11 protein-coding genes, 1 tRNA gene and 1 riboswitch are annotated in these 13676 nt (G+C 45.9%); of the genes, 4 read left to right on the top strand and 8 right to left on the bottom strand.

The genetic code is table 11. The annotated features are described in order from the left end of the window. From PHU49_07570 to PHU49_07580, 3 genes are all read right to left on the bottom strand, one after another. A partial coding sequence (locus PHU49_07570) for a tetratricopeptide repeat protein (GenBank protein ID MDD5243862.1) occupies nt 1-2952 on the bottom strand: 2952 nt, incomplete at its 3' end. Next, nucleotides 2953-3591: a tetratricopeptide repeat protein gene (locus PHU49_07575; protein ID MDD5243863.1), complete on the bottom strand. Its 639-nt coding sequence runs from the start codon at nt 3589-3591 to the stop codon at nt 2953-2955. Then, a complete protein-coding gene (locus tag PHU49_07580; protein MDD5243864.1) occupies nt 3588-4070 on the bottom strand; it encodes a tetratricopeptide repeat protein in 483 nt (160 codons plus the stop codon). Before PHU49_07580 ends, PHU49_07575 begins: the two co-directional genes overlap by 4 nt. A gap of 194 nt (nt 4071-4264) precedes the next feature. On the opposite strand from PHU49_07580, the gene galT reads away from it, so the two are divergent. Continuing rightward, nucleotides 4265-5275: a galactose-1-phosphate uridylyltransferase gene (gene galT, locus PHU49_07585; GenBank protein ID MDD5243865.1), complete on the top strand. Its 1011-nt coding sequence runs from the start codon at nt 4265-4267 to the stop codon at nt 5273-5275. A 104-nt stretch (nt 5276-5379) separates the two neighbouring features. Here the strand turns inward: galT and PHU49_07590 are convergent. The 3 genes from PHU49_07590 to PHU49_07600 form a co-directional block, all read right to left on the bottom strand. Next, nucleotides 5380-5451: transfer RNA gene (locus tag PHU49_07590), tRNA-Thr, on the bottom strand. A 95-nt stretch (nt 5452-5546) separates the two neighbouring features. Next, nucleotides 5547-7025: an ATP-binding protein gene (locus PHU49_07595; GenBank protein MDD5243866.1), complete on the bottom strand. Its 1479-nt coding sequence runs from the start codon at nt 7023-7025 to the stop codon at nt 5547-5549. Between the two features lie 82 nt (nt 7026-7107). Beyond that, nucleotides 7108-9135 (bottom strand): TonB-dependent receptor, encoded by a 2028-nt coding sequence (locus tag PHU49_07600; GenBank protein ID MDD5243867.1) that lies wholly within the window; start codon nt 9133-9135, stop codon nt 7108-7110. A gap of 29 nt (nt 9136-9164) precedes the next feature. Next, nucleotides 9165-9369, bottom strand: a riboswitch (cobalamin riboswitch). Between the two features lie 74 nt (nt 9370-9443). Between PHU49_07600 and PHU49_07605 the strand changes: the two genes are divergently transcribed. The 3 genes from PHU49_07605 (at nt 9444) to PHU49_07615 (ending at nt 11721) form a co-directional block, all read left to right on the top strand. Beyond that, on the top strand, nt 9444-9860 hold the full coding sequence (locus tag PHU49_07605; protein ID MDD5243868.1) for a PaaI family thioesterase: 417 nt from the start codon (nt 9444-9446) through the stop codon (nt 9858-9860). Then, complete coding sequence (locus PHU49_07610) at nt 9823-10473, top strand: endonuclease III domain-containing protein (GenBank protein ID MDD5243869.1); 651 nt, start codon at nt 9823-9825, stop codon at nt 10471-10473. The genes PHU49_07605 and PHU49_07610 overlap by 38 nt, the downstream gene beginning before the upstream one ends. A gap of 87 nt (nt 10474-10560) precedes the next feature. Then, nucleotides 10561-11721 carry a nicotinate phosphoribosyltransferase gene (locus PHU49_07615; GenBank protein MDD5243870.1) on the top strand — a complete coding sequence of 387 codons (1161 nt, stop codon included), beginning with the start codon at nt 10561-10563 and terminating at the stop codon, nt 11719-11721. 87 nt (nt 11722-11808) lie between these two features. Here the strand turns inward: PHU49_07615 and purM are convergent, their stop codons facing one another. After that, nucleotides 11809-12855: a phosphoribosylformylglycinamidine cyclo-ligase gene (purM, locus tag PHU49_07620; GenBank protein MDD5243871.1), complete on the bottom strand. Its 1047-nt coding sequence runs from the start codon at nt 12853-12855 to the stop codon at nt 11809-11811. Between the two features lie 177 nt (nt 12856-13032). Beyond that, the gene (locus tag PHU49_07625; protein MDD5243872.1) at nt 13033-13317 is read right to left on the bottom strand and encodes a GYD domain-containing protein; all 285 of its coding nucleotides are present in this window, start codon (nt 13315-13317) and stop codon (nt 13033-13035) included. Nucleotides 13318-13676: the final 359 nt, after the last annotated feature.

Genomic DNA, 13676 nt, shown 5'->3' on the forward strand with positions numbered 1-13676 from the left:
GCCGCAGAAAAATAGTTTCGAGTAATCATGATACCACTCGAATGTTATGCCTGTGGCAGTATAATTTTTAGGAGTCCAGTATGGATGGGTGATGTCAACGAGGTCGGCCCCGTTATATGTATAGACACTTTCTTTCGTGGTATCACGGTATTCACCTGAGAGGGTAATCTTGAATATTCCCGGATGATCGGTAAAGGCATATCCCGCTGAAAGGAGGTGGTGCTGCCCCTCATTGTCGTCGTTATACCGCAGGAACCTGCTTTTTGCGTTCACCTCAAGCCTCCTTGTAACATCGGAACGCAAGGCCATCCACCAGGAATCCGATTGGACACCGTGTTCCAGACCAAAATAATTGTACAATTCGTCTGCCCGATCGTATCCCAATCCAATGTGGGCATAATCTCTCATGTTTAACCAGATATTCGCATACCCTGTGTTTCGTGTACTCAATTCATCGTTACTGTAGCGTTTCTGAGTAAAACTGAGGGCCCCTTTGACGTAGGGGTTGATTGTGCCGTTCAACGAGGCGGTATAGCCGTCCGCGCTGTATGTCCTGTGGTTGAACCACGGTTGTTCGAACCATTTATGGCCCGTTATGCTGACGTGGTATTGACAGAAAAGGGGTACATCGAAAGAGAGATCGAAACGGTTCCTTGTTATCTGGGAAAGATCGCCCCTGCCGTCTTCCGTCCAATAGGAATAACCGGATTGCAGTGATGGATTCTTCCGGATCTTCTGCCTGTTCAGCGCTATACCTGCAAGACTGTGAAAGGGGTCGATATTCAGCAGTTTTTCATATGTCTTAGCCTCACGGCCGCAAAGACCGAGGGAGCATTCAACCTGCGCGTAATCAAAGATCGCCTCCTCGTTACCGGGGCTGAAAGCCGTTAATTCTTCATAGGTGTCGAGGGCATGGGCGAACCTTTTATGCCAGCCATATAGCTTCGATGTCTCTTCAAGATAGGCCGACTTCTGTATCCTGTAATCAGGTAATAACTCCAGCAGTCTTAACGCAACCTGGTCCCGTTCTTTTTCCCGGAGGTTGTTTTTACCGGATTCGAAAGCGCTGGTTATCTCTTCATAGCCCTCGTATATGGAACCTTGTTCCACAGACTCCCGTAATCTTCGGAATGCCTCAGCAAACGACGGTTCATCAATCTTTGCAAGGGTTGGTTTCAGTGCCGCAAGGAGCTTTAAATCCACGTGGTGCACATACATTTCTTCATAATAGGCGCTGGCATCGTCCATCATCTTGCCCCACACGGCGACCCTTGCCTTTTCCCTCACAGGCACCGGATCGTTCGGGTTCAGCCTCCCTATCTTTGTATAGTCTTCGATCGATTTATCGTATTCTTTAGACCACGAGAGTACCCGTGCGCGCCATATTAAGGTCCTGGAGGCCTGTGGAAAATCGGCAATGAGTGATTCGAAAAGACCGATAGAACGTTCATATTGATGGTCTACGGCAAGCATCCGGGCAAGTCCGGTCAAAGCAGGGTAATACCCGGGGTCGGCCTTCAGGGCAGACTCATAACATGCCACGGCCTCTTTAGCGTATCCGGATACAGCGTAAAGTTCGGCCCATTCCATTAATCTCGCGGGGGATGTCTTTTCCTTATTAATGATATCCTGTAGAAAATCGGGGGATGCTGCTTTCTTAAATCCGCTCAGATAGAATTGCGCCTTTACGTTTTCAGGATCGATCTGCCGGGCCTTTTCGAAATAGCCCCGGGCAGTATTTTCTTCGTTTTGCATAAGGTATATCTTGCCTGTATCAAGCAATGCCGTAATCTTCGTTTCTGCCGGTACATTGATCTCCGCAATACGGTGATATATCTCAAGGGCATCGGTGTATCTTTTCAGAAAGGTCAGGGCCTCACCCTTGAGGAGCAAGGCCTCCGTGTGTACGGGTACGCGGGCGATCAGTCGCTGTGAATACGCGAGCGATGTTGTAAAGTCTTTTTCTAAAAGCTTGAGTTTCGCCATATCGAGCAGGGCCCGTTCGTTGTATTGATCTTTGTAAAGGATCAGGCGGTACATCCCTTCTGCCTCTTCGTACCTTTCGGAGCTTACAAGAACCCATGCCAGTTTCAGTTGCACATCCTGTGCGTCAGGGTGGCCCCTGAGGTAATTTTTATAGATAGTTTCATTGCCATAAAAATCTCCCCAGAGGTTCATGACATCGGCGAATTTAAGAAGCACTGACTCGTCATCCTTTTTAATATCTAATGCCTTCAGGTAGAGTTTTCTCGAAGCTGCTGCATGGCCGAGAGAGGCCTCGACATCTGCGGTTTCGACGAGAAGCTCAACATCGCCGGGGTATCGCGAAAGGAGAGGGTAGAGAAGTCTGATGGCGCGGTGCTGTTCATTTCTCCGCGTATATATCCGTGCAAGCTCGATAGATATCTCCTTATCGTCGGGCAATTGCCTGTAAAGATCTGAAAGCAGGGTAAATGCCTCATCGTCCGCTTTGACCCAGCTTAATGCAAGGCCCAGTTTTTTCCGGATCCGGATTGAGGAAGGGTCGACACTCAATGCCCTTTTGTAATATGTAACGGCCTCTTTCAGGTTTCCTGTATAGACGTATAGATCCCCGATGGAAACCAATGATTCGTAATCATCAGGTCTTTGTGACAGGACAATATTGAGATGTTTCCGGGCCTCAGGATACCTGTTCAACCATATATACACAGCGGCGATCCCCCTGTTTACCTGGATATTCTCCGGCTGTTCCCTGACGAGTATCTCGTATTGCGACAACGATTCGTTAAGAGTTTCCTTATTATATGAAAGGACCTGCGCCAGTCCCAGCCGGGCGTCGAAATCACTGATCGCATCATTGGGCTCAACGATGCTCTTCCTGTGATCATCTGGTGTTTGCGAAAGACATACGTTGTTCCACGAGAATATCATTGTAAAAACTATAAAAGAGTATAAAAGATGATTGGCCATTTATCTCAGTGTCTTTTTTAGTTCCGCCGCCGCCTCCGCGTGTTTCCCTGCCCAGATTAAACCAAATGCATATTTTCGCCTTACCTGGATATCGTCCGGCAGTGCCTGCAGGATTGTCCTGTATTCCGCGAGCGACTGATCGTATTTCTTGTCCCAGCCCAATGTCTGCGCCAGTCTCAATCTCACCTTATGTTCGTCGGGGTGCTTTGCAAGATACTCCCCGTATAATGTCTCCGCCTTTTCATATTGCTTTTGGATAACATAAAGATCGGCCATCAATACTGAAGTATTGCCCGTAATATCTGCCGCGGGTATCTGTTCGAGGGCCTTGAGCGCTTCAGCGTTCTTTCCCTGCCAGAAGAGCACATTTGCCATCTCTGCCCTTGCTTCATAAAGGGCAGGTTTTTCTTTCAGCAATTTGTTGTACTCGGCAATGGACTCATCGTACCTTTTTACATAACTTAATACCCTTGCCAGTTCCCAACGTGCCTGCCAGTCAGGGATCTCTTCCTGTGATATTGACGAGGGACCTTTTAACCTGTCCTGTCCATATGCCGGATCCGGCACTATGGAGGATATGTTGAGAAAAACAAAAATGGAGAAAGGTACCAGGCAATATTTTATTGTTTTATTTTTCATTCTGTCTCCCCCAATACAATCTTGTATTGCTGTATGGCCTCGTCGAGATTGCCCTGTGCGGTTAAAGCCCTCGCAAGAAGAATACGGGTGGAATGGTTCCGGGGTTCTGAAGATACCATTGCTTTATAGATCTCCACCGCCTTCTCAAAATCGCCGAGATTCATATAAATATTTGCCAGAATGTCCTGCGCGGAACGGTTGGTCGGCTCTTTCTTTGATATGTCTTCGTATACATGGAGGGCGTTTTTGAAATTACCTGAGGCGATGTAAGACTCGCCGAGCCGGTAAAGAACCGTATGTCTTTTGAAATTTTTCTGCAACAACGAAGTATAATAAGGGATTGCCCGGGAATATTCCTTCCGGGAAAAGTATTGTTCCGCCTTCCTGTAGTGGACCCAGTCTGCCTGTATCACATGGTAGGCAATCGTTGTGACAACGGCTATGCAGAGCAGCGTTATGATAAAGGCGAGTGTTTTCATATTACCTGACAGCCTGTACAGTTATCATTTATTAAATCATTTTTTTCAAGAGATTATAACACGCTCGCGAATCCTGTCAAACCTATTTCATTTTAATGTATTACGCACTCTAACCCACTTTTTCTTGTTGTGAATATATCCCTTTTATCATAAGATTGAAAAAAAGAAGGAGATTCTAAGAAAAAGGGGGATATATGCCGGAAGTACGTTTGAACGTTGTAACAGGTGATTGGGTCATCATTGCTACAGAGCGGGCAAAACGCCCTGAAGACTTCAGCCACAAAAAAGAGAAGAAAGAAACCCCGCAGCATGTCTCTACGTGCCCATTCTGCCCGGGGAATGAAAGCCAGACCCCGGGCGAGACATACAGAATAGATGACGGGCATGGAAACTGGATGGTCCGTTCTGTGCCGAACAAGTTCTCCGCCCTCTCGCTGGAAGGTGAGATCGTTAAACATAAGACAGATTTCAAACAATACATCTCCGGTGTGGGACTTCACGAGGTCATTATAGAAACACCTGAACACAACAAGACAACGGCGCTCCTGCCGCCATCGCACATAGAAAAGATCCTCTTTGCCTACAAGGACCGCCAGCTTGCCTTCTACAAGGACGAAAGGGTAGAGCACGTTATTATCTTTAAAAACCACGGGGCAGGTGCCGGTACGTCCCTTGAACATCCCCATTCCCAGATAGTGGGAACACCGGTTTTCCCGGGCCAGGTCATGATGCGTCTCGGAGAAGCGATCAGGAACTATTACTACGTCAATTTCGGCGAATGCCTCTATTGCTCCTATCTGCAGGGCGAGTTGAAAGACGGGGAGAGGATAGTCTGTGAAAACGACTCATTTGTCGCCTTTATCCCTTATGCGGCGTTATCCCCTTTCCACCTCTGGATATTTCCAAAGGCACACAATGCATGTTTTGGTCTTATAACCGAAAAGGAGATCTCTGACCTTGCCTTTATCCTCAAAGACGCCCTCCTCAGACTTTATGTAGGGCTTGAGAATCCTGACTTCAATTATGCCATACGTTCTTTGTCGCCGAGAGGGTCAGATTCCAAGTATTTCCACTGGTACGTGGCCGTTGTTCCCCGTGTATCCCAGGCCGCAGGCTTTGAGCTGGGAACCGGCATGTTCATCAATACCGCCCTGCCGGAAAAAAGCGCTGAATTCCTGAGGAATGTCAACACACAATCCCTGTAAATATAGATTCCCACGGGCAAGCCCGTGGGAATCTGCTACCTTTTTTGCCGGATAGATGCCGGATAAATTGCCTTTATAAAATTACCTATATCGTATAAAGCTAAAGCCGACGGTGGGAGTGGAACCCACGACCTGCTCATTACGAGTGAGCTGCTCTACCACTGAGCTACGTCGGCGATGTGATGTTTTTATAGCATAATCGTGTAGTTGCGGCAATAATATTTTTGAAAAAGGGCAGGGCGATGCATTTCTTTGTTGCAAGCGGCTGATCTCAGGATATTACATTCCTCAATACGTTGCTGATTTCATGGATAGTGTAAGGTTTTACGATAACACCCTTGAAACCGTACGTTGCGTAATCGGACATTATGGGATCATTCGAATATCCGCTCGATACAACCGCCTTAATAGCCGGATCGATATCACGAAGATGCTTGATCGTTTCCTTCCCGCCCATGCCTCCCGGAATGGTAAGGTCGAGGATAACTGCGTCATAAGGCTGTTTTGAGTAAAGATTAACCGTCTCTTCGCCGTCCTTTGCAAAGTCAACGGTATACCCTAAGTATTGCAGCATATCGCCAACGATGTTCCGGATCGTCTCTTCATCATCCATAACAAGTATCTTTCCTTTTCCATTCATCACAACGGTTTTTTTTGTCTGCTGCGCTGTCTTGTGCTGTATTTGTGCAACCGGCAGATATATGACGAACGTTGTGCCTATTCCGAGCGATGATTCAACGCCGATATGACCTTGATGTCTTTGGATGATGGAATAACAGATAGCAAGGCCAAGGCCGCTCTGCTCTTTTGTTGTAAAATAAGGGTCGAATATCATGTCAAGGTATTCTTCCGGTATTCCGATACCCTGGTCCCTGATAGATATCTTGATATAATCACCTTTTTTAAACGACCCCCTTGCATTGCCAAAGGTAATGTTTTCTGCCCTGATACTCACGATGCCGCCATGAGGCATAGCCTGCTTTGCATTTAAGACGATGTTGCCGATGACCTGGCTTATCTGGTTTTCGTCAACCTCTACGGTCGGAAGATCAGGAGATATATCGAATTCAGATTTGATGTCTGTTCCTGCCAGTGTGAATGTGGTGGCGCTTTTCAGCAATTCCTGAATCGATATGATCTTTTTAACAGGTGTACCGCCTTTGGAAAAGGTGAGGAGTTGCGTGGTCAGGTCTTTTGCCCTTGTGACTGCCTGTTCCGCACTTTCAAGAAGATGTTGCAGTTTCTCAGTGTTTACACCACCGTAGATCTTGGCAAGGGTTATATTACCGAGGATCATCGTGAGGATGTTGTTGAAATCGTGGGCAATACCTCCGGCAAGGACACCGAGGGATTCGAGCTTGCTTACCCTCATCCTCTCTTTTTCCGCAGCCTTCATCTCGGTGATATCGTTGATAACGCCAACGATCCCGGCGACGTTCCCATCCAGGTCGTTAAAGGCCGCCTCCTCGATGATCACGATCCGCTCAGAGCCGTTGGGATGTTTGAGGGATGCTTCGTATTTCCTGGTGCCGGGATGCCCGAGGAGATCAGGATCGATTGTTTTATGCTGAGGGTCTTTTATGATATCGGCATCGTTCAGACCAACGAGTTTCTCCCGTGTGATCCCATGATAATCTTCAAACGCTTTATTGCAGCCAAGGTAATACCCATGGATGTCTTTGTAGAAGATCGGGCTCGGAACCCTATCGATCAATGCCTGGAGAAAATGAAGCTGTTCATGCCCGTGCATGATAAGATATTAATAAACCAAAATTGAAATCTTTTCAATGACCCATATCACATTGACCGGTAATATCCTAACTTAAGAAATATTACATGTCGATGAAATATTCAAGCCCAAGGATAAATCTTCTCCCGGCGGAAGGATATAGGCCGATATCGTTTTTTGATGGACTGTAAACCCCGTATTCGTAATACTCTTTATCCAAAAGATTAGTAATTGTAAAGGTACCTTTACAATTTTTGTATGTATACCCAAAAGAGGTATCAAAGGTTACATATCCGGGTAATTTCTTTGCCGAGTTTCTCTGGTCACTTGCTGCATAGCGGTCAGTAACATACACAGATGTGAGATTCAGGTTCCAGTCTTTTGCCGTATATGATATCCGCGAGGTTGCTTTGTTGCGTGGAACGAGAGGTATATCTTTTCCGTCAAGAGGCCCGCCATCGAATTTTGCCTCTGTATATGAATAGGATCCATTTAAACTGAGCGCCTCGGTGACCTGATAAAAGATACTCAATTCAAGCCCCTGCCTTTTGGTTCTGTCGTAGTTTTCATTACGTCCTACCCAGCCGAAAAATGTGTTCGAGTAAAAAGGGTTGTAGTAGATCTCGTCGTAGTTTATCGCACGGAACAACGCAAGGCTGCCTCTAACATTTTTTGTGGCACTCCACCTCCATCCGGCATCGAGCTCTTTTGTGGTCTGTGGTTTCAGAAACGGATTGAAAAAGGACCTGAAGAGGGTCGGGTCAAAGGCAACAAATTCATCGGTAGTGGGAAACCTGAAACCTTTTGCGTAGGCAAGAAAAAAGGTCCCCATAGAGCTGTGGGTATAGTTTGCGGATAAACGATATGATTTTATCTGATCTTGAGTTGAACCTTCGTAAGAATTAGCAGGCGTAACGTAATCGACGTAATCCAGATCATAGTGAGCTTTATGAACCCTGTATCCGGCTTCAAGCGAAAGTTTTGGAGAAAGAAACAGTTTATCATTTATGTAAAAACCGTAATCGGTCTTTTTAATCCTGCTTGTACTGTAAGACCAGGTGCCGCCATAAATATCAGAGGATGTTGGGTATGTATAGTAATCGAATCCGGCTATAAGTGTATTCTTCATCTCTGAGAAACTAATGTTGTTTGTTATCTTCGGCGTGAAGGAGAAGGTTTCAAGGGAGCTTTTCCCGTCGCTGAACCAGCCCGCGCCAGTGAAATAAGAGGCGATGTGCCTGTTTCTGTAAGAGCCGTTCAGTGAGATAACGGTCTGTTCGCCTGCTTTGATCCGGGTATCCATGTCGATGAAGTTATCCTCCGTGGAACCTGAATTGAAAGGTTCATCAGAATCTTTGCCACTGTACATCCTTTTCAGCAGATCACCCCTGAGGAGGTCTCCGGGCATACCATAATTGTCACGGTGGTGACCCGCTTTCACCACAAGAGCAAGGTTGTTTAAAAGATCGAAGCTGAAATTGCCGAATATATCCTTTGAATTAAGATTATTGTTATGCCTGTATCCATCCGTATCGGTCATTGATGACGTGAGAAAGTATGAAAACTTCTTTTCTTTCCCTGACAAGGTCAACTGTGGTTTGTAAAGATTGTCGCTACCTGCAGTCATACCCAGTTTGACCAATGGCCTGCCTTCGCCTTTTCTCAGTATGATGTTGACAACGCCACCAACGGCATTATCTCCATAGAGGACACTTGCCGGCCCCCTGTATATTTCTATTCTTTCGATTATCCCCGGTGTGATCTGTGAGAGATCCGGCCCAGAATTATCGATACTATTGATTCTTCTTCCGTCAACAAGGAATAGGACATTCTGGGGGGCAGTCTCACCGTACCCGCGTATATCTACGGTTGATGATTTTGGGTTATTTAACAGATTGTTTGTGAAGAGACCCGGTTCTCTTTTTAGTATTTCGGTAAGGGTTTGGTCACCGTTCTCTTCAATCTCACCCCTCGTGATGATCGAGATATTTACAGGGGCATCTTTCACTACTGTTTCCGTTCGAGAGGCTGTCACTACTATGGTGTCAAACTTGTGTGAGATTTCTTGGGATAAACCGTAACTACTGACCATAAAAACCATACAGATGATTAAAAAGATGATTTGATGCATGGAAACCTCCCTTATACCTCGTAAGGTAGTCTTTTTTCGAATTCAACCCAAGGTTTCCTGGCTTAAGGGAATATGGCTTAACGCGCCTTCCCGTTCTGCCTGAAGCAGAACAGTGGCCGGGCATGCGCCCATGCGTTGCCTGTAACCCATCACAGTTGCGGGACAGCAGAAGATTTTCACTTCGCTTCCCTTGAAAGTTGAATCGTGTGAGCTTGATATGCTATTTATCACATACAATCTATTTTGACAATATTTTTTGTTTCTTTTAGCCGCCTGGAATGTTTTAATTTAATAACAAGGTTCAGGACATGCACGAGGAGTACATACAAAAGATTTTCAATGAATGTAACGTCGGCAGGTTGCTTGGCATAGAGATCTGTGAAGTAAGGGAAGGGTTTGCGAAAGGGAAACTCACCCTGAAAACGGAGCACCTGAATGTTCACGGAAACGCCCATGGCGGGATTATATTCGCCTTTGCCGATCAGATCGGAGGGGCATGCGGTAACAGCCTTGGAAGAAAAGCGGTACTTGTTGAATCTTCAATCCAGTACCTGAAAGGGGCGGTAACAGGGGAGACCATCTATGGTGAAGCGGCCTTTACATATAGAGGAAAGAAGATAGGAAGGATAGATGTCAGGGTATATAATGACCGGGATGAACTGATAGCCCTCGTGCATCAGATCTCCTATGCCGGTGAAAATGAACATTCCTCAGAGACTCAATAAGATCTTCCGTACCCTTCTTGAAACCTTCGGACCAAGAAATTGGTGGCCAGGTGAGACCCCTCTCGAGGTCATCATCGGGGCCGTTCTTACACAGAACACGTCGTGGAAGAATGTGGAGAGGGCGATCGGGAACTTAAAGACAAAGAAACTTCTTGATATCAGGAGATTGTACGATGTTTCCCCTTTGCTGCTGGCCGGGGCTATCCGGCCTGCAGGATATTTTAATATCAAAGCGGCGAGGATAAAAAATGTTATCAGGATGCTTCATGAGCATTATGACGGCAATATCGAAAGGCTTTCATCCGTTGATGTCCATGATCTGCGAAAGATATTGCTGTCGATAAACGGGATAGGGCCGGAAACTGCTGACAGCATCCTGCTTTATGCGCTTGGGAAGCCAGTTTTTGTTGTTGACGCATACACAAAAAGGTTTTTAAAAAATCACCGCCTGTACAACAAAGAGGACTACGCCGATATCCAGACCTACTTTATGGAGCACCTCCCGGCTGATGTCTATCTTTTCAACGAATTTCATGCCCTTATCGTCTATTTATGTCAGAACTACTGTAAAAAGATTCCTTTATGTCATGAATGTCCTTTAAAGAATGTTTAAAATGCTTGATGGATGATTTTGTATACAAGCTATTGCATTATCGATCTATTTCGATTATGATTAATTTCAAAAAAGCAGGGAGCGTTTATGTTCTTCGTCGCAGATCTCGATGATATCAAAAAGGGTAAGGTCACAGACGTATATTTCGAGAGAACCCTTGAGATCTTAAAAAAGAAAAGTATCGATAAATGGGTCAGGGCTGAGTTTATCGTTAAAAGGCTCCCTGACAATATCCCCTGGGCGATCTTTTCCGGTACAGAAGAGGTTTCGCAGGTTGTGGATGGTCTCAACGTGAAGATTCGTTCAATGCGGGAAGGCACAGTGATCAAGCCTTATCAGCCAGTGCTCGAAATAGAGGGCATGTATACTGAGTTTGGTGTCATGGAAACCGCGATCCTTGGCCTGATCTGTCAATCCTCCGGAGTTGCCACGAAGGCAGCCCGTTGTAAAAAGGCAGCGGGTAACAAACCCGTTATAAGTTTTGGGGCAAGACGGGTACACCCTGCTATTGCGCCAATGGTGGAACGAAGCGCGTTTATCGGCGGGTGCGACGGTGTATCGGTCGTCTATGATGCAGAGACCATTGGTGAGGAACCTGCGGGAACAATGCCGCATGCCCTTATACTTATAATCGGGGATACAGTAGACGCCACGCTTGCTTTTGATGAAGTGATCGATAAAAAGATAAAACGTGTCGCCCTCATTGATACCTTTAACGATGAAAAGGTAGAGGCGTTGAGGGTCGCCGATGCGCTCAAAGAGAAACTCTACGCTGTAAGGCTTGATACGCCGTCAACGCGAAGAGGTGACTTTCTCAAGATCCTCGAAGAGGTGAGGTGGGAGCTGAACATCCGGGGTTACGGTCATGTAAAGATATTCGTAAGCGGCGGGATCGATGAGAAAAAGATACTCCAGTTAAATCAGTATGCCGATTCATATGGAGTAGGCACGACGATTACCAACGCAAAGGTTGTAGACTTTGCGATGGATATAATCGAGATCGAGGGAAAGCCGGTCGCAAAGCGCGGGAAGATGTCCGGCGCCAAGAGGGTGCTGCGGTGCATGAGTTGCTGCAAGGATAAGGTAGTTCCTCTTGATCAGAATATCGACTCACGGTGCGACTGTGGCGGTGAGTATGTTGACCTCTTGAATCCCTGGTACGAAAAAGGGAAATTTCTCGAAAAGGGCAAAACACCGCAGGCGATCCGGAAGTATGTTCTGGAACAGTTAAAGGCGCTGGAGATTTAAAAGCAGCGAAGAGCAGAGAGCCAAGAGCAGAAAGATAAACTTCTTACAGGAATTGTTTCTGTGGAAATCCGGGATTAATATTTTTGATTAATCGGCGGAAAGGGAAATTTGGACCTTCTCGCCATCGGGGTTTTTTTCGATTGTGCCTATGGAAAACGCCGTCTCTCCCTGGTCTGACAGGGTTTTTATAACAGTCTCTTCGTCGTTTCTTGAAACAATAAGGAGAAATCCTACGCCCATGTTAAATGTCGAGCACATCTCCTGGAATTCTACATTACCCAGTTTCATGATAAGTTTAAAGATCTCCGGGATCCGTTCCCCGAAAAGACGGATCTTCGCGCAGAGGCCATCAGGGACGATCCTTTTGATATTGCCGGGGAGACCGCTGCCGGTTATATGCACCATACCCTTGACGTCAAATGTTTCAAGTGTTTTGAGAACAGGTTTTACATAGATCCTCGTTGGCTTTAACAGTTCCTCGTATAATTTTCCCTTCATGCCTTGAATTTCGGCGTCGACGTCAAAATGATGGATATCGAAGAATACTTTTCTGACAAGGGAGAACCCGTTGCTGTGAAGCCCGTTGGAGGCCAATCCTATGATGACGTCGTTTTCCTTGATGCGGGAGCCGTCGATGATCCTGTCTTTTTCCACAATACCGACGGCAAAGCCGGCGAGATCGTATTCACCTTCCTGGTACATGGAAGGCATCTCCGCGGTTTCACCGCCGATGAGCGCGCATCCGGCCATCTCACAGCCGGCGCATATTCCTGTTATAACGCTTTTATATATATGTTCTTCAATACTGTTGCATGCATAATAATCGAGAAAAAAGAAGGGCCTGGCGCCCAACGTGAGTATGTCGTTGACGCTCATGCCGACGAGGTCAATCCCCACCGTGTCGTGTTTGCCTGAAAGGAAGGCGATCTTGAGCTTTGTACCCACACCATCGGTTGAACTGGCAAGGACAGGATTTTTGTATCCCTTCGGAAGCTCTGTGAGGGCGCCGAAACCTCCGATAGGGTTCAGAACTTCAGGAAGGAAGGTCTTCTGGATCCTTGATTTTACCTGGTCGATCAATTTGTCCGCTTTGTGGACATCAACACCGGAGTCTTTATATGTCAAAGATTTCATTTCGTTAATCTAAAATTAATCTTCCACGGTTGTCAATCGTATAATACGGATAGCAATTGTTTCCGCGGGTTGTACCGAGATGTAAAAAGGGGCTGTAAGCCCCTTTTTACAATGAAAATACTGACTGAAAATAATGTTTCTACGTTGACCTGTCCTTAACCGGCATTACGGTATTGCTCACGTCATCTTTTCGATAAACTCATCAACAGGAATTGCCGGAAGGGTGATAATCTGTATGGTTCCCCTTGAACCAAGCTCGATGGAGAGTTTTGCTATCGATTCATTATTGGGCGCCTCCAGAATATTTATAAAATCATACTGTCCGAGAACTGCATACTGTGCAAGAACCTTTGCGCCCATATTTTCGATCTCACGATTGACTCCCTCTATTCTTTCAGGATGTTTTTTGATCGTCTTCCTTCCTTCATCGGTTAAAGTGCTGAACATGATATATATAGGCATTGTTTCACCCCCTTTCTTTTACTCTATTGTAATCAACTTTCTCCATTTGTCAACTTAAATATTTATACAAATTGATGTGGGACCCATAAACGACAACTGTTTTATGGTATTGATTAAAATTGAAAAATATATTAACATGGAGAGCCTCAACATTACACATGATGAGGAGAGATGGATGTTCATATTTTCAAGACAAAGCATCTATCTCATCAACAATAATATAAGGACAATACTTCAGGGGGTCATCCTATGGCAAAACCGATGGACCAATATAAATGGCATGAACTGAACGTAGGATGTGTCATAGAGGAAGTTGGCAATGCGAGGGAGTACAAGACCGGTGACTGGCGTTCCCAGAT

The organism is Syntrophorhabdaceae bacterium, from assembly GCA_028713955.1.
Taxonomy (GTDB): domain Bacteria; phylum Desulfobacterota; class Syntrophorhabdia; order Syntrophorhabdales; family Syntrophorhabdaceae; genus UBA5609.

What these genes read in the sequence shown, in the direction of transcription:
- PHU49_07575 (MDD5243863.1), bottom strand. Translation starts at nt 3,591, where the DNA reads ATGAAAAATAAAACAATAAAATATTGCCTGGTACCTTTCTCCATTTTT.
- PHU49_07580 (MDD5243864.1), bottom strand. Translation starts at nt 4,070, where the DNA reads ATGAAAACACTCGCCTTTATCATAACGCTGCTCTGCATAGCCGTTGTC.
- galT (MDD5243865.1), top strand. Translation starts at nt 4,265, where the DNA reads ATGCCGGAAGTACGTTTGAACGTTGTAACAGGTGATTGGGTCATCATT.
- PHU49_07595 (MDD5243866.1), bottom strand. Translation starts at nt 7,025, where the DNA reads ATGCACGGGCATGAACAGCTTCATTTTCTCCAGGCATTGATCGATAGG.
- PHU49_07600 (MDD5243867.1), bottom strand. Translation starts at nt 9,135, where the DNA reads ATGCATCAAATCATCTTTTTAATCATCTGTATGGTTTTTATGGTCAGT.
- PHU49_07605 (MDD5243868.1), top strand. Translation starts at nt 9,444, where the DNA reads ATGCACGAGGAGTACATACAAAAGATTTTCAATGAATGTAACGTCGGC.
- PHU49_07610 (MDD5243869.1), top strand. Translation starts at nt 9,823, where the DNA reads ATGCCGGTGAAAATGAACATTCCTCAGAGACTCAATAAGATCTTCCGT.
- PHU49_07615 (MDD5243870.1), top strand. Translation starts at nt 10,561, where the DNA reads ATGTTCTTCGTCGCAGATCTCGATGATATCAAAAAGGGTAAGGTCACA.
- purM (MDD5243871.1), bottom strand. Translation starts at nt 12,855, where the DNA reads ATGAAATCTTTGACATATAAAGACTCCGGTGTTGATGTCCACAAAGCG.
- PHU49_07625 (MDD5243872.1), bottom strand. Translation starts at nt 13,317, where the DNA reads ATGCCTATATATATCATGTTCAGCACTTTAACCGATGAAGGAAGGAAG.